This window comes from Roseburia rectibacter, assembly GCF_014287515.2.
GTDB classification, from domain to species: domain Bacteria; phylum Bacillota; class Clostridia; order Lachnospirales; family Lachnospiraceae; genus Roseburia; species Roseburia rectibacter.
The window spans coordinates 429147-452623 of the sequence record NZ_CP092473.1 but is presented as its reverse complement, the minus strand read 5'-3'; the positions used below and the strand labels follow the sequence as shown (position 1 = coordinate 452623).

General features: G+C 42.1%; 18 protein-coding genes, 1 tRNA gene, 2 pseudogenes and 1 riboswitch. Of the genes and pseudogenes, 3 read left to right on the top strand and 18 right to left on the bottom strand.

What is annotated here, in order from left to right:
* Positions 1-165 precede the first annotated feature (165 nt).
* From H8S51_RS02150 to H8S51_RS02120, 7 genes and pseudogenes are all read right to left on the bottom strand, one after another.
* Complete coding sequence (locus H8S51_RS02150) at positions 166-870, bottom strand: FadR/GntR family transcriptional regulator (RefSeq protein ID WP_117920162.1); 705 nt, start codon at positions 868-870, stop codon at positions 166-168.
* A gap of 76 nt (positions 871-946) precedes the next feature.
* Positions 947-3985: an AAA domain-containing protein gene (locus H8S51_RS02145; protein ID WP_117920164.1), complete on the bottom strand. Its 3039-nt coding sequence runs from the start codon at positions 3983-3985 to the stop codon at positions 947-949.
* Between the two features lie 13 nt (positions 3986-3998).
* Positions 3999-5441 (bottom strand): ATP-binding protein, encoded by a 1443-nt coding sequence (locus tag H8S51_RS02140; RefSeq protein WP_186899933.1) that lies wholly within the window; start codon positions 5439-5441, stop codon positions 3999-4001.
* A 195-nt stretch (positions 5442-5636) separates the two neighbouring features.
* Positions 5637-6815 (bottom strand): ABC transporter ATP-binding protein, encoded by a 1179-nt coding sequence (locus H8S51_RS02135; RefSeq protein WP_186899932.1) that lies wholly within the window; start codon positions 6813-6815, stop codon positions 5637-5639.
* Between the two features lie 5 nt (positions 6816-6820).
* A complete protein-coding gene (locus H8S51_RS02130) occupies positions 6821-7825 on the bottom strand; it encodes a FecCD family ABC transporter permease (RefSeq protein WP_186899931.1) in 1005 nt (334 codons plus the stop codon).
* Positions 7826-7921: 96 nt separating this feature from the next.
* Positions 7922-9550 carry an ABC transporter substrate-binding protein gene (locus tag H8S51_RS02125; protein WP_241070855.1) on the bottom strand — a complete coding sequence of 543 codons (1629 nt, stop codon included), beginning with the start codon at positions 9548-9550 and terminating at the stop codon, positions 7922-7924.
* A 469-nt stretch (positions 9551-10019) separates the two neighbouring features.
* Positions 10020-11261: pseudogene (locus tag H8S51_RS02120) on the bottom strand (sirohydrochlorin cobaltochelatase); the annotation flags it as partial.
* Positions 11262-11511: 250 nt separating this feature from the next.
* Positions 11512-11705: riboswitch (cobalamin riboswitch) on the bottom strand.
* Positions 11706-11914: 209 nt separating this feature from the next.
* On the opposite strand from H8S51_RS02120, the gene H8S51_RS02115 reads away from it, so the two are divergent.
* Together H8S51_RS02115 and H8S51_RS02110 are read left to right on the top strand one after the other, a co-directional pair.
* Positions 11915-12000: transfer RNA gene (locus H8S51_RS02115), tRNA-Ser, on the top strand.
* 179 nt (positions 12001-12179) lie between these two features.
* Positions 12180-13961, top strand: a complete 1782-nt coding sequence (locus H8S51_RS02110; RefSeq protein WP_186899928.1) for a methyl-accepting chemotaxis protein — start codon at positions 12180-12182, stop codon at positions 13959-13961.
* Positions 13962-14133: 172 nt separating this feature from the next.
* Here H8S51_RS02110 and H8S51_RS02105 read toward each other — a convergent pair whose 3' ends face one another.
* The 8 genes and pseudogenes from H8S51_RS02105 to H8S51_RS02070 form a co-directional block, all read right to left on the bottom strand.
* Entirely contained in the window at positions 14134-14469 is a 336-nt protein-coding gene (locus H8S51_RS02105; protein ID WP_186899927.1) for a cupin domain-containing protein, read from the bottom strand.
* Between the two features lie 93 nt (positions 14470-14562).
* A complete protein-coding gene (locus tag H8S51_RS02100) occupies positions 14563-14895 on the bottom strand; it encodes a cupin domain-containing protein (RefSeq protein WP_186899926.1) in 333 nt (110 codons plus the stop codon).
* A gap of 125 nt (positions 14896-15020) precedes the next feature.
* Positions 15021-16208, bottom strand: coding sequence for an MFS transporter (locus H8S51_RS02095; RefSeq protein ID WP_186899925.1), 1188 nt, complete (start codon positions 16206-16208; stop codon positions 15021-15023).
* Positions 16209-16220: 12 nt separating this feature from the next.
* Positions 16221-17432 (bottom strand): HD-GYP domain-containing protein, encoded by a 1212-nt coding sequence (locus H8S51_RS02090; protein WP_186899924.1) that lies wholly within the window; start codon positions 17430-17432, stop codon positions 16221-16223.
* Between the two features lie 340 nt (positions 17433-17772).
* Positions 17773-18130 (bottom strand): annotated as a pseudogene (locus H8S51_RS02085) (recombinase family protein); the annotation flags it as partial.
* A 252-nt stretch (positions 18131-18382) separates the two neighbouring features.
* Positions 18383-18721, bottom strand: a complete 339-nt coding sequence (locus H8S51_RS02080; RefSeq protein WP_117684373.1) for a hypothetical protein — start codon at positions 18719-18721, stop codon at positions 18383-18385.
* Positions 18722-18900: 179 nt separating this feature from the next.
* Entirely contained in the window at positions 18901-19857 is a 957-nt protein-coding gene (locus H8S51_RS02075; protein ID WP_117920182.1) for a 2-hydroxyacid dehydrogenase, read from the bottom strand.
* Between the two features lie 32 nt (positions 19858-19889).
* A complete protein-coding gene (locus tag H8S51_RS02070) occupies positions 19890-21233 on the bottom strand; it encodes an MATE family efflux transporter (protein ID WP_117920184.1) in 1344 nt (447 codons plus the stop codon).
* A 216-nt stretch (positions 21234-21449) separates the two neighbouring features.
* Here H8S51_RS02070 and H8S51_RS02065 point away from each other — a divergent pair, with 216 nt between their 5' ends.
* Complete coding sequence (locus H8S51_RS02065; RefSeq protein ID WP_117920186.1) at positions 21450-21908, top strand: Lrp/AsnC family transcriptional regulator; 459 nt, start codon at positions 21450-21452, stop codon at positions 21906-21908.
* A gap of 420 nt (positions 21909-22328) precedes the next feature.
* On the opposite strand, the gene H8S51_RS02060 is transcribed toward H8S51_RS02065, so the two are convergent.
* The 3 genes from H8S51_RS02060 to H8S51_RS18495 form a co-directional block, all read right to left on the bottom strand.
* Complete coding sequence (locus H8S51_RS02060; RefSeq protein WP_241070997.1) at positions 22329-22667, bottom strand: NAD(P)-dependent oxidoreductase; 339 nt, start codon at positions 22665-22667, stop codon at positions 22329-22331.
* 20 nt (positions 22668-22687) lie between these two features.
* Positions 22688-22876: a RhuM family protein gene (gene rhuM, locus H8S51_RS02055; RefSeq protein WP_408639574.1), complete on the bottom strand. Its 189-nt coding sequence runs from the start codon at positions 22874-22876 to the stop codon at positions 22688-22690.
* 141 nt (positions 22877-23017) lie between these two features.
* On the bottom strand, positions 23018-23476 hold the full coding sequence (locus tag H8S51_RS18495) for a DUF4317 family protein (RefSeq protein WP_330646707.1): 459 nt from the start codon (positions 23474-23476) through the stop codon (positions 23018-23020).
* Position 23477 lies beyond the last annotated feature (1 nt).

Below are 23477 nucleotides of genomic sequence, written 5' to 3'. Positions count from 1 at the left end.
CAGGGCATTTTTTGTCAATACATCTGATGTCTAGTTCTTTAAAACCTCTTTTTTAGACAAAAAAACAAGGCTTTTCTCTTAAAAACAGCCTTGTTTTTTGTGTATTTTTCCGATATTGCCTTATATTATCAGCACCTGGTGGATGATCATAGGACGTCTTTGCATCTAATTCTCTTTTTTCAACGCCTCTTCCTGTTTTTTCAAAATCATCTGACGATTATAATTAAGGTGCATGATCATAGCATATTTTGCCCCTGCACTGTCCCCTCTTAAAATTGCATCCGTGATCGCACGGTGCGTATCGATCGTCTCCTCTTTTAACTGGCGGTGTGTCAGATTCACGAATGTAATGACCGCTGACTGGATGATCGGCACAAGTTTTTCGATCACTTTATTTTTGCTGCAGCGCGCAATGCAGGTATGAAATTCCACATCCTTCTGAAGGTGGTTCTCTCCTGCAAGATAAAGTGTTTCCACCTCATCACACAGACGTTTTAACTCTGCTTTTTCCTTGTCCGTGGCATTTTCGCTTGCTAACATTGCAATCTCCGGCTCTAACATCAGACGCACATTGCAAAGGTCAAGCGCCAGTTCAAATTTATCCGTAAACTTTGAAAGCCCAAGCGGATCATCCTCTAATCGGTTTGTCCCGATCACATAGGTTCCGGACCCCCGGCGGACTTCAAGCACTCCTTTGGAAACCAGGCTTTTTACAGTTTCACGTACCGTACTCCGCCCAACACCAAACAGTTCTGCCAGCTCAAATTCATTTGGCAGCTTCTCACCTATTTTTACCGGCGTATGTAAAATATAGTCCATCAATTCTTCTTCTACATGCGGTGCTAACAATTCCCGGCTCTTTTTCTCCATATTGTTTCATTTTCTCCTTTGTGCTGGATGATTTCTAAAGACATCATACCACTTTTTTCCGGATGTTTGGAAACTTTTATCTCGCCTTCGCAAAATATTCGTTTAATATCTCTTTGATATAGTGATAACGTCTCGCATAGGAATTTTCCACGCGGATGATCTGCATATGGTGTGCTTTGCAGATTTCATTTTTCTGTCTGTCCCTCTCCCGCACCACCTCATCCTCAAAATGCTCCTTGCCGTCAAGTTCGATCGCAAAAACAGGCATCTCCTGTTTTCCTCTTTTTTCGTAGACAACAAAATCAAATCTTCCCATATAAAACAGGTTATCGTAAGTGACATTTTCCTTAAACACCTGTGATATGGCGACCTCTTTGTGAATCGTGTATCTGTTTCTGGTGAGCCAGATATTTTCCAGCGCATGTGTCAGATTCTTTAAAAATGCAGTTTCTGTCTCTGTGGAAAACGGCTGTATTCCAAGTGCCCTCGAACTGACATGTTTTTCCGTGATCTTTGATTCACCGTTCGTTTTCACATATTGCACCAGCTCGTATAGGTCATCATCCTCATTTCCCTGATGAAGACGTTCTAATTCCTTTTCGTCTGCTAAAAGGATCAGCTTGTCTTTCGCCCGCGAAGTTGCGACATTGATCAGCTCTTTATTATTTTTAAGCCAGTCATAAGTGCCTTTCCCGGTCCGGTCACTGAGTGCTGTAGAAAACAGCACTACGTCCTTCTCATCTCCCTGAAACGCATGTACCGTCCCACACACAACATGTTCAAATCCATTTTCTCTGATCCCCTGCTCAATCAACATCCTCTGATTTACAAACGGTGTAATGACAGCAATGCTTTTATCCTGATTTTCCGCTGCATAATGCATAATCTCTTCCACTTCTGCGGGTGAGGTATTTTTGATGTCACTTTGACCTCCAGCCACATTTACATAGACAAGCGGCTGTTTTTCCCTGCTGTCAGAATGCACCTGCAGCTTTGAGTTATAATATTTTTTATTGTTAAAGTCGATAATTTTTTCATTACAACGGTAATGATTGCGCAGCAAAATCTCATCACTGACCGCATCACAGGCAAGATAAGTCTTATAAATAGAATTTTCGCGGTAATCATATTCATCTGCGACATGGTATTTTCTGCGCAGCCTGCGGTTAGTAAGCTCATCTAATAAGATCACAGGCTTTAACTGCTGCGGATCTCCCACCAGCATCAGTTTTTCGCCACGGATAATGGGCACTAACGAAATTGCTACATTGCACTGGCTTGCCTCATCCATGATCGTCATGTCAAACAGTGGTTCCGGTTCCCCTAATTTATGGGCGGAAATGCAGGTCGTTATCATGATCGGAAATACCTTCTGCAATTTTTTCACGTTCTCTGATTTCTGCAGATACTTGTTAAATGCCACCGCCTGCTCATTCGGATCGTCATCATCATCCAGAATTTCCCGCAGATCCCCAAATCTGTTACTTTCCAGCTCCTTAATGTATTTTGCTGACATATAAAATAGATACTGATAAAACTCTTCCTCATTACGGTCTAGGAGCACCATCGCATCCTGCTCGGATATCTCACCGATCTTTTTGATTTTTTCATCCAGATTCCGAAGCTGGCGTCCCTGAAGATCTGCATGAAAATGAAAGAGTGTTGCGACATTTTTCATCCGCTCCTGATATTCCATTACCTGTGTCAGCGTCTCTTTACGTTCTGTCAGATCTAAGATTTCCTCATACTCCTTTAATCTGCCGGAAAGCTGTTTTGCACGGTCGATCCTGTCACCCTTCCGCCGGTCTAACGTAGACGAAAACACTTTAATTCCCTGCACTTCTCTCCGAAGCTGATTAATATAGCGGATGCATTCTTTTACCTTATCCTGGTTTCCAAGGCGTAATACCGGAAATGCGATTCGTTTTCCTTTATAGGTCAGGGAACTTAATTTTTCAAATACGTTGTCTATGGGAACATTATTGTAGGATGCAAACAACACCGTCATATTATTAAAAAACGCCGTTACGATCGTATTTAAGATTGTATTTGTCTTGCCGGTTCCCGGCGGTCCCTGAATATAGGCAAGCGGATATTTCATGGCATTATTGATGGCAAGAAGCTGGTCAAGATTGATATTGCGATTTAACAGAGCGATCGGATACGCTTTCGTTCTTCGCGGCCGCTCTAAAAGATCTCCGAAAAAAGCACGGATTGGAAAAGTAATCTGTTCTTTTTCGTACATATCAAGGATTGCCTTATATTCCTCATGCAGGTTCAGTACACAGTCCATACCAAGTCCAATGACATAGGGCATATCATCCACAACCGATTTTGTTCTGCTTTTTTCTGCGATAGCATCTTTTATTTTTTCAAGATTTGTTTCAAAATCGGACAGCAGTTCATATTCATCCGCATCTAAATATCTCCGGATACTTTCCTGTGTTCCTCCTATGGTAAACTGCGTGCAGACCGTGATATCCTCATCCGGTTTAAACGCTTTATTTCTCACATCAAGATTCAGATTCCGGTATGCAAGTACATACAAACCCTTTTTCGTATGGATACTTAAAATATTAAGCGCCAGCTTCTTTATATGGAGTGTCTTTCCCTGTTTATCCTCCCGGCTCATCCTCCACTGAAAGTTCGTCACAATTTCCTTAAACTGCTCCTCCGACAACTGGTACTCTCCGTCACGCACCCGGTCGCCATCTATATAATGCACCAGCTCATAATCTGTGGTATACGGCGTGGCATCCAGTTTGCTGCACATTTCCAGATAACTTAGTATTTTTAAATTAGCCGTGTTTGCAAAAAGGTTCTGATAACGCTCCGGATGCAGTGCAATGTCTTCGGTCAGCTGTTTGTTTTCCGGACAATAAGAACCTTCTATAACCTCGGTAGACAGGATAGCATCAATATAAATTTTATCGTATTCTTCAATCGTGCACCTGTTCAGATGAAGTCCTTCTACTTTTAGTGTCCGGTTACGTGGATCTAAATCCCGGATTCCGATCCAGTAGTTTGTATGTTTGCCTTCTTTGTTCAGATATTCAATTTTCAGCCATTTTCCTTCATGAATGGCTTTGAAGATATCCCTGCATATACTGTTCATATAATCTACACTTTTATTGAATTCTTACCATTTCCGGATTAGTCTTAAAATAAGATGCCCTTGAAACTTTATTTTTTTCCAGATACTGATTTTCTACCAGATTTTCCAACACCTGTTTTCTGAAATAAGTAGAATCACTTACTCCCAGATACGATACAATCTCGGAAACCTTGCGTGCCTGATAATAACAAAATGATAACACCTTTTCATCATAGACCGTTCCATTTGGTACTGGTGCAAAAAGTATATTCGGTACACCACTGTCTTCCACTCCATCTGAATATGTCAGATCCGGAAGCACCAGTGTAAAATGATCTGATGAAGAATATATATATGGCCGATGTGTTTCATCGACATTCTGATATTCTTCCATAATTTTCTCAAATCCTGTCCCTGCTGCCTCCATAACATTGCAGTTTACCAATACAGACGTTATTAATTCATTTCTCCTTTTCGAAATGATTCCGGATAAATCATACGTTTTCCCAATTTTTTCACCTATGTAAAAACCTCCTGGGGAAGAAATTTCCAATCTGTCCTTAAACATATCCATCTGAATCTGTGTTCCGTCTAAAAAGTAATCACGATGTGCAACCGCATTGATCACACCTTCAAACAATGCACGTTTTGGATATGCATCTATATTTTTTCTTGTATTATCCAGTTTTATCATGGAATGATTCATTCTCTGTTCCACAAATTCTATCATGTAATTAATATCTGCAATTATATTTCCATGGAAACGGTTGACTGTAACAATCCGCTCACTTCCCTTATTAAACCCTGAGAACACAGAACATACAACCTCTGTTTTTTTTCCCTGATAGTCATCTCCAAAAAGCACTGCACCATTGACAAGCAGCCCATTTTCATTATAAAACCCCATCGACATTAAAGCTTTTTCCGATAATTCTTTTCCATTATTATGCAATGCATAAAATTCCTGAAGCGTCTTATAATTTTCTGCTTCGTATTTTTTATCCGACAAAAGAAGATCAAACTGTGTGTTCCTGCTTTTAACACTCATTTCTATAATCTCTTCGTAGGTTGCACCATTTGTAAATCCGTCCCGTCTCATAAAAATGGACGGAATATTTTTATACTTTAAAATGACCGGCTTTACAACTGATTCCGGTATATACACATGTATAATAAATCGTTCATTTCCGTTTGCCTCATAACGCACAAAAGATACTTTCATCTGTGGTCTCGGTGACAGATGTTCGTTCACTTGATTATTAAAATAATTCCGTTCATTGTCAGCTTCTTTTCTGTTAAAACCTATCAGCTTATTTGTTTTATCTTCGACTCCGATATAAAAATCTCCTCCGGAAGCATTTGAAAATCCGGCAATGCTTTTCAGCCATCCCACAACATCTTCCCGATTCAACCTGCTCTTACATTCACATTTATCACTTTCCAACTCGACGTTTTCTACAATCTCTTCCAAATACATCGCTTATCACCCCGGTTTTATACACAGTTTTAATATGCTTTATATTTTATTTCAATCATACTTCAAAGTCAACTTCAAAGTCACTTCAAATAGTTTCATTTTACTTTGAAGTATAATTCTATTATTTCCATACTACACATAATTCAAACTTTTTTGCGATGTTCTTTCTTATTGGCTGATTTTTGGCTCATGTTCTCACATGTTATGTATTTTCCCCATCCCCCTTGCATACTCTGCCAGCTCCCTGTTTGCCTCATTGAACGGTCCAAACTCTTCCACTGTGCAGATGCAGGTCTTGCAATGATCGATCAGCTGTTTTGCTGCCTGCACTTTTTCCATTCCAATCGGGAAAAATGCCTTTTCCGACACGACTTCCGATGCTAAAGCCACTGCTGCATTGTACTCTACATCATTTTCCTGCAGGATTCCTGCCGCAAACGGAACAGCTTCGCGCCACAGTCTGTTGTATACCGGGATTCCGCTGCCTGCACCTCCGATCACAAACACCTGCGGGCTGACCGGATTTAAAATCTTATCGTCACTGCAAAAATCTTTGTTCTGGCAGCTATCGGCACTATGCTCCCGGAAACCTTCTGCATTTTCATATCCCGCACACAAAAAGATCTGCCCTGTTACCGGATCAAAACTTCTGTCTGATACTCCGTACAACTCCTGCACATAAGTCCCGGCAAAAATTTCTTCCGGCGTGCCGACACGGTCGATGCGGTCACCTCTGACACAGGCGATCGTATCGGAAACCTTCTGCGCAAGATCAAGTTCATGCAGCGACATGATGACTGCCATCTTTTTATCTCTTGCAAGCATACGGATATTTGTAAGAATATCCATCTTAAACCCCATATCCAGATAAGAAGTCGGCTCGTCTAAGATCAGTATCTTCGTATCCTGGCAGATCGCACGCGCAAGCATCAGACGCTGGCGCTGTCCGTCACTGATCTTCATAAAATCCTGATCCTGCACCTCTTTCGCATGGACGAGTGCGATCGCCTCATCCACTTTTACCCAGTCTTCTTTTGAGAGGATACCAAATCGCCCCGTGTAGGGATAACGCCCGGAAGCCACTACTTCCCTGCCACTCATCAGTTCCGTGCGAAGCCGTTCCGTCATTACCATGGACAGCCGTTTTGAAATCTGGCTGTCTTTTAACTCATCCATGGAGTTTTCACCCAAAAACACCGTTCCGTCCAGTTTCTTTAGCTGTTTGGTGATCGTTTTTAAAATTGTGGATTTTCCAGAGCCATTCGGACCGATCAACGTCAGTATCTCTCCCGGCCGGACAGAAAGATTCACATCCCCGATCAGCGGCTTTTTCTCATAGCCGACGGTCAGATGCTCTGTACGGATTTCCTGCATATGCGCTACCTCCCCTCCTGTTTTCTCAACATTGCCGCAATTACAACCGGAACTAAAAACAGCGCTGTGACAGAACTGATGCTGATCTCTGTCGGTGCAAACACAGTCCTTGCGATTCCATCACAGAAAAGTGTCACGACTGCGCCGCACAGAAAGCACCCCGGTATTAAAATAATCGGTCTTGCTGTCTTTGTAGCCATCCTTACCAGATGCGGCACCGCGATCCCGACAAAGGAGATCGGCCCTGCAAACGCAGTCACACAGGCAGACAGCAGGCTCGACAAAAGGATCATCGTAACCCGGAGCGCCTTTACATTGACACCTATATTTCTGGCATAAGCCTCCCCCATCTGGTATGCCCCGATCGGTTTTGCCAGACAAAATGTCACAAGAACCGCTGCACCAACGATCACGACGATCATCTTTATATTTTCCCATGTCATGCCGGAGAAACTACCCATTGACCAGTTGTGAAGGTTAACGATATTCGAATCACTCGCAAACGTAACACAGAAATCCGTGATGGCAGAACAGATATAACCGATCATGATTCCGCAGACTACAAGCAGAGACATTTTTGATACACGAAACGAAATAAGCAGCACAAATCCCATTGCGAGCATGGAACCCACAAATGCAGCCGCCACCATGCCAAAGGAGCTGATCATGATCCCTTTTTCCAGCAGAAAAATCATGGTAAGTGCCACTACAAGCTTTGCACCGGATGAAATTCCAAGCACATACGGTCCTGCGATCGGATTCTGGAAAAAACTCTGAAGTAAAAATCCCGATACCGACAAAGCACCTCCAAGCAGGATCGCAGCAAGTATACGTGGCAGCCTGATTTTCCACACGATCTGCGAAAATGTCTCATCTTTTCCACTTCCTGCAAAGATTGCAAACAGGTCTGATGTGGATATGTCAACACTTCCTGCTGCAACATTCCATACAAAAAGTGCCATCAACAGGATAAATGCAATAACAAACGAAATAATATATCTTCTCTTCATGATCTAATTTTCTCCCAAAGCCACAAAACTACCTTCAGCCTGGTACAATCTGCCAGTCATTATCTTTTATGACACCATTTCCTTTGCGGCATAATATCAATCCAGTTTCTTTAAAAACCGATACTCTGCATCGGTATCTCCAGTCAGAACTTTATTCAGATCCTCGATAAAATCACAGGTTCCACTCGTCTGCTGATAAAAGTTACTGCCGGTCGTATAAACCTGACCTGATTTTACGGCTTTAAAATCTGCAAACAGGCTGTTTTTCTGCACCAGTTCAGCAATCGATGTCAATTCTCCTTCTATTGTACCATTATAAATAAGAATGTCAGCATCTTTTTCGGCCGCATAAAAATCTTCCATCTGCATTTTCAATGTGGAGAGCGCATTTTCTTCCTCCTCCACATAGCCGTTTAGGGAATAAGTGCCGCCCGCAAGTTCTATCATTGATGACACATAATCGTTTGGTTTGCGCACGGTGACGGTTCCATCGGATGCGACTGCAAAAAATGCCACGGAAAGTCCTGTTTTTTCTTTCTCTAAAATTGGTTCTATATGCGCCACCTGCGCATCAAAAAACTCTTTGGCCTGCTGTTCTCTTCCGAACAAAACGCCAAAAAGTTTTATCCATTCGAGTCTTCCCAGCGGATGTTTTTCATAGCTGGAACGCTCGATCATGACCTTGATCCCAAGTTCTTCTAACTTCTCTTTCACTTCCGGATTATGTGTGATCATCGTATTTTCAATCGCAAACGTACATCCCCCGGAAAGTAAAAGTTCGTAATCCGGTGCACTGTATTTTCCGGCATAGATCAGCTTTCCCTCTGCCATGGCATCTGCGGCTGTCTTTACATACCAGTCTTTTTCTTTGGTTCCGGTATATTTCAGATTGGAAACCGCCCCCGTCTGACAGACTAAGTCCATCACGGCACTAGATACCATATATACATTTTCAAGCGGCTGCTCTAAAACCGTCACATCCCCCGGCACATTCTTTGGTACAGACACACCTTTTGGTACAAGCAAAAAACGACCGTTATCCACGATCGTAATCAGCTTATAAGCACCATATTGTTCTACTTCAAACTGATCGGCGTAGGATAACTCCATACGCCCATTGCAGTTTAAGTCTGTAAAATCAGCCGTTTCCGGGAATCGGAAAGTCAGTGTATAATCGATCTCATGCGGTGTACTCATTGCCGTCGTATCACCGATCACATCCATCTCACATGGGATTCCATCAATTGGAAATGTGAATGTAGAGTTTCCACCCTCATTTTCATTGAGATATTTCTCCCCGTTCACGATCATGTAATCGTAATGCGTACTGCTCCATGTGATCGTCGCATATGCCACTCCATCCGTTACAGTAACTTTCGCCTGTGAATCCACGGTTGCTTTTCCACTGCCGCCCTCTAATGTGACATCCACTGTATATTCGCCATCCTCAGGGACGGAAACTTCTGTACTGTCTGCCTGCTCTGTGGCATCTTTTCCTGCGATGCTTTCTTCTGCTCCATTCTGCTCTGCCATGCCGCCTGCATTTTCCTCTGTAGCATTCTGTCCTGCTGTCTGTGTATTTTCCCCTGCTGCTCCCTGTGCATCTTCCGTTGCAGCCACACTACTCTCTGTCTGGGCAGCATCATTTTTTGTTCCGCATCCTGCAATGATCTGCATGCACATCATTGCAGCTAAAAGCACTGCAGTCACTTTTCTTTTCTTCATATATCTCTCCATCTATATCCAGGTCTGTATCTGACCGACCAGCCCGGATCAGTTAATCTGCTTTCTGTGGATCAGAAACACTTACCTTATGATCGTACCACTCGCCTTTTGTGCCGAGGATTGCAAGATCAAACTCTTCATCTAATGCTTCTACCGGCACATCAAAACCGTATACTTCCTCACTGGTTCCATCACTGTATTTCACAGTGTCAGTTGTAGGCTCTAAAATAGCAGCGCCATCTTTCTGTGCATCGTCTGCTGTTCCAACGAAAAGGTTTACGATCTTCTTTGATACAAGGCTGATATGGATCGTCATTGTTCCATCCTGTACAGTAAGTATTCCACGTCCCTCGTCTGCTTCATTTACATGGAACATACTGCTGTCGGTATCAAACTTTGCTGTGTAAGTTCCATCCTCGAGAGTACCAACGGTACTCTCTGTGGTGGATGTTGACTCAAGTGCTCCTAAAGAATCGATTGCGTCTTTTGTATGATCTACATAAATCTGCTCGATCGCGTCGATTCTTCCAAGTCCTGAAATCTGTGTATCAATGCTGTCAAAATATCCGCTTGCTGTAAACTGGCTCTTCCAGGAATCCTCATCATCTCCTGCCATATCGTTGTTCGCATGATCTCCTGCAACAACCATAAGCGGTCTTAAAACAACTTTTGTATAACCTGCTTCTTTTACTGCCTCGATCACATTTTCGCAGGATGTATCTTCCGGCTCACCCTCAACAGTTCCGATAAATACATTATCATAGGAAAGCGCTTCCATCTGGGCTGCCATCTGGCTGTAGCTTACTTTTGCAGAATGGGAAGTACCATGTCCCATAAATACGAATGCTGTACCATCCTCTTTTGCAGCATCCAGGGAATCATAACCTGCTGTCTTTACAGCCTCTGCTGTGATCGCCTCTGCAACTTTTGCCTTGTCCTCATTGATCACGGTGGCATCTGATCCAACTTCGCCAAGTAATGGCTCTGCAACGGTTACTGTCTCAAATTTGTCTTTATAATTATCAAGTGCTTCTACAAGCTCGTCATACTCTGCACCATGCATCAGATGTGTCGGCTGGACAACAAGATTTTTTACTCCGTTATCAACTGCTCTCTCTAATGCCTGATCCACATTGTCAATCTTCTCATCATCTCTTGCCTGAACATGGTTGATGATGATCTGTGCTGTAAAGGCTCTTCTTACAGACCAGTCCGGATATGCTGCTTCGAGTGCTTTTTCAATTCCGCCGATATCTTCTGCACGGCTGTCATTGAAAGATGTACCAAAACTTACTACTAAAAGTTCGTTCTCTCCGATATTATCCTCATTTAAAGGATCATCCTTTGTGGCATCTCCTGTATCTCTTCCGAAATAATCAGAATCTGCATTTTCACCGGAAACTAACTCTTTCTGTGCATCTGTCAGGGCATCCCATGCCTCTTTTGCTTCTGCACACTGTGCATCTGTATTGTCATTTCTTGTCTGAACATAAATCGCATCGATCAGTTCTGCGACATGATCAGCGGCTGCCTGATCGTCAACTTCTGTGCTCTCTACTGTTTCTGTTGCTTCTGTTTTCTCTGAAGCTGCCTCAGAAGTCTTAACTGTGTCTGTTGCTGTGTCTGCTGCTGTGTTGTTACTTCCGCATCCTGCGACCATGCCTGTGGCAAGTGCTAATGTAGTAAGTAACGCAATGGTTCTTTTCTTCATAATACTCTCCATTCCTGTGTGAAAATGTGTTTTTCACACTAATCTTATATAATGTATTGTTCATAGCTCACAGTATTTTCCCATACAAAGAAACACTCCGCCTTATGATACGGCGGAGTAATAAGTCTGCACATACAATAAAATGTACGCTTTTGCGGACATTCTGTTGTCATGAATAATAGAATGTACGCTCTGCGAACACTCTGTTTATACGGTACGACCAATTACTCGTGATCCGGGAAAATCATTTCCCTGTACCAGACAACTGGCAGGTTTCCTGGCTGAAAGATCATCACACAGATTCCGCCTTCCCAACGCATTGCACAAAAATGCAAAAAACATCAGTGACTTATCTTTAGAATCTGCACTCCCTAATCACAGTGACGAGATCGTACAGGAATCACACCTGTTTCCCTTTTAACCGGCCTGTTCCTGATTTAAAAATACGGCATCTTTTGCATACAGCCACATGCTTTTGGCAATAAACTACCCACTCTGCACACATTCTATTTCAAAAACGACCGGCACCAATTATCTTCTCTATGAAACTCTTAACATACTAGCATATACGCCCCATATTTACAACAACCACTTTTCTCTTGCAAATCATGCAAAATATGATATACTAATCAAGTATTTGCAAAAACATATCTGGAGACGTATCGAAGTGGTCATAACGGGGCGCACTCGAAATGCGTTAGCCCTCCGGGGCACGAGGGTTCGAATCCCTCCGTCTCCGCTCTTCAAAACGGAAACACGATTTATTTTATATTCGTGTTTCTTTTTTTTACACTTTTTCTCCATTTCTCATAATTTTGCTTCTAAAGTACCATATTTTTTGCAATTTATGTCTACCATTTTTTGTCAAAAAATAGTAAAATAAGTGTAATTAATCTTAGGAAAGGGAGCTTGATATCCATGAAAAGCAAAAGTGTTAAAAATTCACTGACAATAATGTGTCTTCTGTTCGTCCTCGTATCTGCTGTAGTCATCGGTAGTATTTCTATCGCAAATATCAGCACCATGACCTCCATGGCAAATAAGAACTATGAAAATGCCATGTTAGACGGGTACAATACCGAGATCAAAAGTCAGGTACAGTCTGTCATCGCCATTTTACAGGCAGAATATGACAAATTCCAAAACGGTGGTCTGACCGAAGATGAAGCAAAAAAAGAAGCAGTAGAAATCGTCCGCAACATGCGTTACAGAGATGATGGAAGCGGATATTTCTGGATTGATGACACCGACTACAACCTCGTTATGCATCCGATTTTAACCGAACAGGAGGGAAATAACCGTTATGATCTAACTGACCAGAATGGTATCAAGATCATTCAGGAGATCATGAAAGTTTCTACCGGTTCCGACGGCGGCGGCTTCAACGAGTTTTACTTTACCAAAGCAGACGGTGTTACTGTTGCCCCAAAGATTGCATACTCTCAGATTTTTACTCCATGGAACTGGGTTGTTTCCACCGGTAACTATGTAGACGATATGGATGCCGAAATGGATATTGCAAAAAATGAAGTTCACGAAAAATATCAGACTATGATCACAGTCCTGATCATCATCGCTCTGGTTATTGCAGTTGCCGCATTCATTGCATCCCGTATTTTCGGTAATACCATCTGCAAACCTTTGATTGAAATTCAGAATTTTGCAAACAGAATGTCAACCGGAGATCTGACTACCGGAGTCAGTGTTTCAAGTAAAAATGAGCTTGGTAAAACAGCCGGTGCGCTTGATCTTGCACAGCAGGAAGTCGTTGGACTTATCTCTAACATTGACGGGGTTTCCTCTCATTTACAGTCTGCCGTTTCGGATTTCAAAAAGAATTTCGACAGCATGAACGAATCTATCCAGAACGTTTCGGCTGCAATCAATGAAATTGCCCAAAACAGTAACTCTCAGGCAGCATCAACTTCAAGTGCCTCTGAAAATATTGCTGAAATTGCCGATGGCATCGCAGATACTTCCTCAGAAATGGAATCTCTTGATCAGAATGCACAGCTGATGCAGGATCGTTCCAATAAGTCCATGGAAACTTTACACAGACTGATTGATGTCAATTCTACAACCAAGACTGATATTGATTCCATGTACAACCAGACAGCACAGACCAATGATTCTGTCAACAAGATCAGTCAGGCAGCTACCTTAATCAGCGAAATCGCATCCCAGACCAACCTGCTTTCTTTAAACGCTTCCATTGAGGCAGCAAGAGCCGGTGAAGCCGGACGTGGATTCGCAGTTGTCGCCGAGGAGATCGGCGGACTTGCTACCCAGTCAGCACAGACTGTCAGCGAAATCAACAACATCATCAGTGAGCTGAGCCAGAATTCTGAAAAGTCCATGGAACTGATGAAGAAAATGAGTGAGGCTTCCGACGAACAGGTTGCAGCTCTTGAAAGTACACAGCAGATGTTTGAAGACTTAAAAGGTGCTCTTGATTCCTGTATGGCGTCCATCCAGACCATTACCGGAAAGATCCAGAATGTCAATTCTCAGCGTGAGCTTGTCACAGAGAGTATCGATACCTTGACACAGCTTGCAACCGACAATGCATCCTCCACAGAAGAGACTTCTGCTATGGCAACGGAACTGGATGCCGCTGTTCGGCAATCTTCCGAGCTTGTGTCCGCTTTGGCTGATGATATTTCAAAGCTCTCTGCAGATATGAAACAGTTTAAACTGTAAATCCGTATGAACTATATACAAATTAATATTTAATCCCAAAAAACCGTGCGGTAATTTTAATCCGCACGGTTTTTCATATCTTTGTTTTCCGCCGGCCAGATAAGTATATCCTGCTGCGGCGGTTCATCTGTCTTATTTTTCCTGATTTTTTAAATGCGCTGCCTGACAATCACTAAAAAGCCACTGTAAGAAGCATTTTAAAACGTGTCACAGCCTTAAGCGCATGGGAAATACCTTTTGGCATAATAATGGACTCGCCTTCTTTTACGATATTTGGCACTCCGTCGATCGTGATCTCTGCTTTACCCTCTAAGATCTGAACCATCGCATCCCCGCCTGCTGCGTGTGCACTGATACCCTCACCTGCATCAAATGCAAATACTGTCATGCCTACACCCGGCTGCTGTGCAAGTGTCATGCTTGCTACTTTTCCTGCTTCATAGTCTACAAGATCTTTCAGACAAAATGCTTTTCTGTGCTCTACGTTTTTGATTAATTTTTCTCCCATGATTTTTTCCTCTTCTCTGCTATAAAAATTCTTACCGTCCGTAAAATAAACTGAAACCATTATAAATCTGTATTTTACAGATATCCCATATACCTAACCGGTTACGGTAATCTGCATGATTTTAAATGCCCCGTTTCCCTTCACGCCATGTGAAATGCCTTCCGGAATCATGAGCGTTTCACCTTTTTGCAGCGGATAGTTCTGATCTTTCGTGTATATATATGCTTCACCGTCTAACAGCACATACATGGTATCTCCGGGATATTCTTCTTCCCGGACATCCTCACCGTCTGCAAATGCAAGCATTGTCATGCACACATGATCACTGTTTGAGAGTGACATGCTGACTACCTGGTGCTCGCGGATATCAATCAGGTGATCTAAGGGCTGGGCTTTTTCGGTGGGCAGGTTTTTTAATGTTGACATTGTTGGGTTCACCTCTGTGGTTTGCTGTGTAAATCCATAGTTACGGTTTATAGTATACACAGTTTAGAGAAAAAATCTGTTGTAAGTACAACATGTTTGGTAAATCATGTAAAAAATTTTATTTATTATTTCTGTTTCTCTCCCTTTTTGCCCGCAAACACCAACCCCAGCAGCAATACCACCGGAAACAGGATGCCCGCAAATATTCCAATTCTTAAGTTATTTTCAAATGCGCTCGACACAAATCCAACCAGAGTCGGTCCGCCGGAACAGCCCAAGTCCCCGGCGAGGGCGAGCAGGGCAAACATAACAGTTCCACCGCGTTTTAATGCAGCGGATGCTTTGCTGAACGTACCCGGCCAAAGGATTCCAACGGAAAATCCACAGATCCCGCAGCCTACAAGTTCCAACATTGGAACCGGGATCAGGGAAATGCAAAGATAGGAAAGGATGCAGAGCGCACAGCTCAACTTCATGAAACGGTCGAGATTTAATTTTTCACCATATTTTCCATAGATCAGACGGGATGTTCCCATCAGGATGGAAAATGACATCGGACCGACCAAGTCTCCGACTGTCTTTGTGATACCAAGTCCCTGCTCCGCAAAGGTGGATGCCCACTGGCTGACTGCCTGTTCTGCGGCACCGGAGCAGACCATCATGACCATCAGCATCCAGAATACCTTTTCCCGGAATAGTTCCTTCATAGTCATACCAGTCTCGCCCTCCTCGTGAAGGCTATAAATCGGTACTTTCGTAAAAAGGATCATATTTGCGATCGGAATGATCGTCCATAATAAAGTAAGGATTTTCCAGTTCCGAGTGCCAAAAGCCGCAAAAAATATGGTAGACAGCAGGACTACACCCGTGCAGCCCCAGCAGTAAAACGAGTGGAGCAGGCTCATTGCCGCCTCTTTATTGTCGGTCGGACAAGCCTCAACGATCGGGCTGATCAAAACTTCGATCAGTCCGCCTCCAACCGCATACACTACGACTGCACATAAAATTCCAGCAAAATGATCCGGCAGTACCTCCGGCAAAACCGTTAACAGTATCAGTCCCACAGCGGCACAGATATGTGCAATAATCACCGATGCACGATAACCGATCCTATCTATAAATCCTGCTGAGAGCAGATCAACTAACAACTGGATCACAAAGTTGATCGTGATCAGCAGTGTGATCTGTGTCAGCGGTATCTGATAACTTTTCTGAAATGTCACAAATAAAAGCGGTACAAAACTGTTTACGATCGCCTGCACGATATAACCGATAAAGCAGGCATACGTTGTTTTTTTATAATCAAACTTCATAATCTCTTTCTCTTACGCAAAACATTTTTTGATCTGTTCCGTGATCCCGCCGTCAATCCATCCTTTCTGTACCATATTTTCCAGTATCGCACATGCCTCATCATGCGTCATTCCGGCTTTATATGGTCTGCTCTCTGTCAGTGCCTGATAGATATCAATGCACGCCATGATGCGTTCCTGCCGGTTTAACTCAGCACCTGTTTTTCCGAACGGATACCCGGTACCATCGAGTTTTTCATGGTGGAGCGCCGCCCAATCGCGGATATCCTCCATTCCTTCCGCCTGTGATAAGATCAGATATGTGTATCCCGCATGATTTTTCATTTTGGAAAACTCTTCGTCCGTCAGGCGTCCCGGTTTTTCTAAGATATCATTTCCGATTGCAACTTTTCCGATATCGTGCAGTGCACCTGCCAGATACATTTTTAGCACCGTCTCCTCGTCATCACCGAGATATGTGGATAATCTGGCTGCATTTTCCGCAACACCAAGTGAATGACGGCTTGTAAATTCGGATTTATAGTCAATGATCTTTGCAAACAGATTGGCAAAATTTTTGCACATTTCACCGCTTAAATCCCGTTTTTTCCTTGGTACAATATTCCACAGCCGCTCTTCTAAATCTGCATCTCCAAGGCTTAAAAAATGTTCTTCCCCAAAAACGTCCAAAAAAACATCCACACATGCATCATCAAATTTTGTCCCTTTATTTTTCAAAAGATAATCTTTTGCGCGCTGCCACACGGCATCATCAAATACCGGCGTCCGGCAGAACGCATCTAAAATATCACACAGATGAATGATCCTTGCAAAAAGAGGGATCTCTTCCCACTTTTTTCCAAATGGTCCGCTTCCATCGGCATTTTCATGGTGATATAAAATCACATTTTTCACATCCGTCAGAAACGGGTACATTTTTAAGTTTTCTTCCCCGTAAATGCAGTGGATGCCAAGCTGCTTTGACGTTATATTTTCCGTATTATTTTTTGTAAAGTCATTGTGAAATTCCTCATGAATATACTGCGTCAGCGCATTGTCATGCAACAGCGAACATGCCGCAAGATCCTGCAGGGCATCTCCTGTAATTCCCATTTTTTGTGCGGTACATACGCTCATATATGCAACTCTTTTTCCATGTTTTGTCGCAACATGGGTCAGTTCCGCTTCGACACAGTCGAGTGCATAAGAGCATGCACCAAGCAAACCAATAATGTCTAATTCCATTTCCCATTCACTTTCTTTTTTATTTTTTCTATCTTAGCACACCAAAATGACTTTTTATAATAATACAGACCAAACCCCTGTTTTACAAATGCTTCTGCTATAAAATTTTCAAATAATGCACCTTTATAAATTCCAAGATTTTTATTTGCCCGAAGATCCTCTTCATAATCAATATTTATCTGTCTTTGTAAACTTTCATTTCTGTATCAGAAAAAGGTCTGCATTCCGTCATATTTTCCATCCAGCTTAAACGCTTTCAACGCTGTCGCCATATATGGTCTGTTCATGTCACAGCTTCCCCGGCAGGTTCCAAGTCCCTGCTTTGCAAGATAATAGGAAGGTCTTTCTTGTACCCGTATATTGCGTTGCTTGTCAGATGCTTTCCGTCCATCCCCTTATTATAAAGTACGGATTTGATTTTCCGGCTGGTATCTCTTACATACCACTCATTCATAATATTAAGGAATGGGGCAAATATCCACAAGCATACGTTTCCAGTCCGGTCTGTCGAAATTGGTTCCCGACCAGCCATCATCTGTATAATGACGCAGGTTGGTAAATCCATGTTCGGTTGCATATTTCTCCAGCATTTTCTTCTGGTTTATGATACTGTTGCTGTCACCACTTTGCTCATCATCACGGGATAATCTCTCTTAGAGCGCAGTGATTTTGTTTAGTTCCGGTTGTTTGGTTTTCATAAGATTCTCCTTTCAAAACAAACAACCAGCTTATCTGTGGTTTTATTCTACCACGAATAAGCTGGTTTGTGTAAAAATAATTATTGTCTCACTAATAGGAGAAATCCGAAAGAAAATCGGAACTGTCTTATAAGTATCATAAAATTTTAATTCCATAAATTTATGGGAATTATGGGATATATATTGATATCTTTCTTGTAAAAATATCAAGTTTCCTGTCTGTAGTCATTTCGGCAAACTTGAAGTTTCCATTTATTTCTTTTTGCGGTATTTGGGTTCAATACCTACTACATACGCTACCATAGCCGCAATACTAATAAGCATTGCACCCAATATAGGTATAATAATCAAACCCGAATTCTGCCCATCTAATAAAGGCAATCCAATTAACGTAAACAAAACACCATACACGCACCACAATATGCCCAAAGCACGATTATAGCCTTTCACATCTTCTATGGGCGCTACCTCAGCATTTGCCCAAAAACCGAAAGGTTTTGCTTTCTTGGAATTAAAATCATAAATGCCCATTACAATAAATAATACGCCGATTATTACCCAAATAACAAATGCTATTAATCTTCCTTCCATAATATGTATCCTTTCTTTGTAGTTCTGTAAATTCCGATTTCTATTTTTCCAGTAATTCTATTGTTTATGTTGTTCCTGCTGTATCGGAAGAAGATATCAAAGCACTGACTTATTGATTGTAATTATATTTTTTTCACTCTGCAAACCCGGAAGTTATATCATCACTTTGCTGCCAGATGCTATATACCTGATACAACATTGATCGGATTCCCTTCCATAAACTGCTTTATATTATCCGCCAGAATAGAAACCAACCGCTGTCTTGTCTCAAGTCCTTTCCATCCCATATGTGGCGTCAAAAGGACTTGATCCATAGTATAAAGAGGGTTGGTTTCTTCAGGTGGTTCAGTTTCCTGAACATCAAGTCCGGCTCCTGCAATCGTACCATTTTCCAATGCTTCTATAAGAGCAGCCTCATCAATAAGTGCACCTCTTGAAGTATTAATGATAAACGCTGAGGGCTTCATAAGTGCTAAAGACTCTTTGTTTATCATATGTTTTGTACTTTCCGTCAATGGACAGTGCATGGAAACATAATCACTATTCTCGAGTAATTCCTCAAGCGATACATAGCGGATCCCCTTCTCATCCGCTCTCGGTGTCCTGGTATATACAAGTATGTTCATATCCAAAGCCTGTGCGATCTGGATAACCTTCCTGCCAATGTGTCCTGCACCTATAACACCAAGTGTTTTTCCATTTACCTCAACATGCGGAACCTGAAGATTTCTGGTGAAATTGTCATGATTTCCGCATGCCAGCATTTTCATCTGTGCCTGCATTGCAGAACTCAGATTCAATATCATCATGATCGCAGTATGTGCCACACGTTCTGTGCTGTATGCCGGGATATTGCAGACTGTAATCCCCTTCTTCCGTGCTGCTTCAAGATCAATATTATTATATCCTGTACCTGCCTCGCAGATCAGTTTAACAGATTCCGGGAATTTCTGTATCATTTCTGCACTTACAGGCATCTCCTTTGTTACAATGACATCTGCACCCTGAATACGCTCTGACAGCTGCTGTTCTGTTGTATCATCATATACTGTAACATCAGAAGATAAAACGGAAAAATCCAGTTTCCCATCAAAATTCATTTTCTTTGCATTCAATACCACACATTTATCGTTCATACTATAAATTCCTCCTTTTGAATTACTTTAGTCTATCGGGATTGCACTTCTTTATCAGTCGGCCATGATCTCCGAAGAGCCATATAGGATATTAAAAAGTTTGCAAACCAACCAGCCGGTACAGCAAGCCAGACAAATGCAATGCCAAAACGCGGTGCGCAAATCAAAGCAACCGACAGGCGTATCGCCAGGTTTACCATATTTGCAATAAGGAACGGGCGCATGATTCCAATGCCACGAAGAACCCCATCAGTTGCCATTTTGATTCCCATAAAGATGAAGAAGTAACCGAGCCATCTCATATAACCCTCGGATACTTGATAAGCCAGGGCAGTTCCATCTTTACCAAGGAATAGCGAGGAAATCTGAGTATGCAAGGTTTCAATGACTATAAAAGCAAGAACTGCAAAACATACATCTAACACCAGTGCAGCGTGATATCCTTTTTTGATCCGTTCAATTTTCTTTGCACCAAGATTCTGGGAAACATATGGGGAAACCGCATTGCCAATGGATACAAAAATCAATGAAAAAACATTCTCTACCCGCATCGTCGCCGCATACCCCGCAAGTGCCTGTGTACCGAAAGGGTTTACAACAGCCTGTACGATCATCATACCGATAGACACTGTAGATTGCTGAAGAACCGAAGGTACAGCAATTTGAAGCATGGAATATAACTCCTTCCTGTCAAACCAATCAAATCGACTTTTATATCGACGCATCCGGCTAAGGAAAAGAAAAAGTGAAAACACCGCAGAAATCCCCTGTGCTATAAGAGTCGCAAGGGCTGCCCCAAACACCCCGAGCCCAAGTCCGGCCACCATCCAAAGATCCATAAAAATATTTAAGATTGACGAGAATACCAGAAGTCCCAGTGGGATTTTTGATTCACCAATTGAAGTGAACATGTTGGAAAGAATGTTATACATAAACAGAAACGGAAAGCCCACAAAATAGACCCGCAGATATAACACTGCATCATTCAGTATATCGCCAGGGGTTTGTAATACCCTCATCATCGAGTGGGAAAAGCAAAAGCCAAAAACACCAAGGACTATGCTTAGAATTAAGAAGCTAAACAAGGACGTTGACACGATGGTCTTCATTTTTCCATACTCCCTGGCACCGAAATAGCGGCTTACGAGCACACCGGCACCGACACCTGCCCCCAGTGCCACACAAATGAAAACATTGGTCAGCGCTGCGCAGGCCCCGACAGCTGCAAGTGCAGAAGAGCCAACAAATTGACCGACGATGATAGAGTCAGCCATATTGTATATTTGTTGAAAAAAGCTGCCCAAAATCATTGGCATTGCAAAAACCGTCAACGCTTTAAGAGGCGTATCTGTGATCAAATATTCATCTTTTGACATTATCATATTCCTCCACAGCCTTTATAATTTCACTTATTCTCCTTCGCCAGAATTTATTCCATGCATTCAAAACGCAAGTTTTAAATTACGTTACGAAATAATTATATGTATTTACAGCTGCCAAGTCAAGCCAACGTTTACTTTCAGTAACATAAATGATATGATATTTAAGAAAAATTACTATCCGAAGGATATTATTTTACAGGAGGGACACTTATGTACCTGAACGGTTTAGATGAACTGGATCAGAAGATCATCCAGTTGCTTATAGAAAATGCACGTATTTCTTACTCTGATATCGGTAAAGAAACCGGTATTTCCAGAGTGGCAATAAAAGCCCGGATTCAGGCTCTGGAGAAAAAAGGCATAATTGAAGAATATACAACTATAATAAACCCTCAAAAGATCAGCGGTGCTGTTTCATGCTATTTTGAAATTGAGACAAAACCAGACCATCTGTCGCAGGTGACAGATATATTACATAATAATGATACCGTCACGCAGATTTACCGTGTCACAGGAAGAGACAAACTGCATGTACATGCCGTTGCCTCATCAAGTGATGAAATGGAACGCTTCCTGCACACAGTCATTGATACACTTCCCGGCGTTATCAGCTGCAGCTGCAATACGATCTTATCACGTATTAAAGATATTAAAGGATTACGGCTATAGAAACCTGCTAAACAATTACTTATATTACATTTTGCTATTATTGCAACACATTATAAATCAGATTAGCACAGCCTTCAATACTGTACAAATCAGATTCGGTTCCAAACAGGCGGACAATGCTCATAGGTGCGAATTGAAAAACACAGAAAGCAGCAACGATTACTGCCGTAATTATAGTCCCAGATGGGCTGTGCACCAGTAGAAAGTCCCACAATTTTCTTCAGGATTTTTGACGACAAAGCAAAACTCTCTTTGTGGAGCTTAACACTCTTAAATTTCCAAATATATACAAAATAGATGATGAACGTTAAAATCTGTCCTATGTTAGTAGCCCATGCAGCACCTTTTATCCCCAGTGAAAAACAAAGATAAATATCGGATCAAGGATAATGTTTGCGATGCAGCCTATCAACATACCAATCAAACTATACTTTTAGGACTTCCATCGGCACGTATGATACCTGCAAGCTTATCCTCATTAAGTGCTTTTGCGAGAGCCTGATTATCTACAATCGGACCTCTTGCACAGTTGATTAATATTGCTGATGGCTTCATCTTAGCAATTTTCTCCGCACTGATTAATCCATTGGTCTCTGCATTTGCCGGAGTATGCACAGAGATAATGTCACTTTCTGACAGCAATGTATCCAAATCGACATATTTAATTCCAAGTTCTTTTACTTTCTCTCGTTCATGACGCGCATATGCAAGTACCTTGGCACCAAATGCCAGAAACAGTTTTGCTGTCTTGAACCCAATCTGTCCACAGCCAATAATTCCTATGGTTTTTCCTTCAATTTCAGTTCCCGCAAGCCCATATTCTCCTTGGTGTGGTCTGCCTGATTATACACAATTTCAGCCGCAGTCTTACCGGTAATGGCATAGTGGAATTTATTCTGTATGGTGGCATAAAAATGATATGCAGTATCAGAATCTCTATCATAATCAATGCTGCACTCTGCAAAGATATCAGTTATCTGTTGCCATATTCTGCGTTCGCTGGCACGGGCTGAATGAATTAAAAGGAAGATGGCTTCTTACGGTGAAGGAATTACAGAAAACCATTATGGAGAAAGGACGGATGTTATATGAACGAATTACAGGATACTTTAGAGGAGATCATGAAGATTTTCAAATGTCAGGAAGACATGCTGGACATTCTGGAGAACGAGAAGTCTCAAAACATCTTCAGAGAAGCCAAGACAAAGGCAGACTGTATCAATGGTGCTATGGCTGCTTGACCAATCTGTGCTGTGATCCTTAAATGCAGGATACAAAAATCCGGTCTCTTTGATTCCCTCAAATAATTGCCAGATACTCCCCGGCTTTCTTTTTTCGTCCGGAATCCTGTATTCTTTTATCTGTTCATTGGTTTTTGAGATCAGCACCGTCTTTGCAAGTTCTAAGTTTTTGGCTCTTTCGGATGCAGACAATTTTAAGAAATGCGTATTGAATGTTCCATCCACATATCCCTCTTCATCAAAATATGCGCCTGCGATCCGGTCTATGGATGCCCGTGCGGGCGTCATTCGTCTGGTGAGTTCTAGCATGTCGTCGCGATTGATCATT

Coding starts and splice junctions, on each gene's coding strand:
- H8S51_RS02150 (WP_117920162.1), bottom strand. CDS start 870: ATGGAGAAAAAGAGCCGGGAATTGTTAGCACCGCATGTAGAAGAAGAA.
- H8S51_RS02145 (WP_117920164.1), bottom strand. CDS start 3,985: ATGAACAGTATATGCAGGGATATCTTCAAAGCCATTCATGAAGGAAAA.
- H8S51_RS02140 (WP_186899933.1), bottom strand. CDS start 5,441: ATGTATTTGGAAGAGATTGTAGAAAACGTCGAGTTGGAAAGTGATAAA.
- H8S51_RS02135 (WP_186899932.1), bottom strand. CDS start 6,815: ATGCAGGAAATCCGTACAGAGCATCTGACCGTCGGCTATGAGAAAAAG.
- H8S51_RS02130 (WP_186899931.1), bottom strand. CDS start 7,825: ATGAAGAGAAGATATATTATTTCGTTTGTTATTGCATTTATCCTGTTG.
- H8S51_RS02125 (WP_241070855.1), bottom strand. CDS start 9,550: ATGAAGAAAAGAAAAGTGACTGCAGTGCTTTTAGCTGCAATGATGTGC.
- H8S51_RS02110 (WP_186899928.1), top strand. CDS start 12,180: ATGAAAAGCAAAAGTGTTAAAAATTCACTGACAATAATGTGTCTTCTG.
- H8S51_RS02105 (WP_186899927.1), bottom strand. CDS start 14,469: ATGGGAGAAAAATTAATCAAAAACGTAGAGCACAGAAAAGCATTTTGT.
- H8S51_RS02100 (WP_186899926.1), bottom strand. CDS start 14,895: ATGTCAACATTAAAAAACCTGCCCACCGAAAAAGCCCAGCCCTTAGAT.
- H8S51_RS02095 (WP_186899925.1), bottom strand. CDS start 16,208: ATGAAGTTTGATTATAAAAAAACAACGTATGCCTGCTTTATCGGTTAT.
- H8S51_RS02090 (WP_186899924.1), bottom strand. CDS start 17,432: ATGGAATTAGACATTATTGGTTTGCTTGGTGCATGCTCTTATGCACTC.
- H8S51_RS02080 (WP_117684373.1), bottom strand. CDS start 18,721: ATGGAAGGAAGATTAATAGCATTTGTTATTTGGGTAATAATCGGCGTA.
- H8S51_RS02075 (WP_117920182.1), bottom strand. CDS start 19,857: ATGAACGATAAATGTGTGGTATTGAATGCAAAGAAAATGAATTTTGAT.
- H8S51_RS02070 (WP_117920184.1), bottom strand. CDS start 21,233: ATGTCAAAAGATGAATATTTGATCACAGATACGCCTCTTAAAGCGTTG.
- H8S51_RS02065 (WP_117920186.1), top strand. CDS start 21,450: ATGTACCTGAACGGTTTAGATGAACTGGATCAGAAGATCATCCAGTTG.
- H8S51_RS18495 (WP_330646707.1), bottom strand. CDS start 23,476: ATGATCAATCGCGACGACATGCTAGAACTCACCAGACGAATGACGCCC.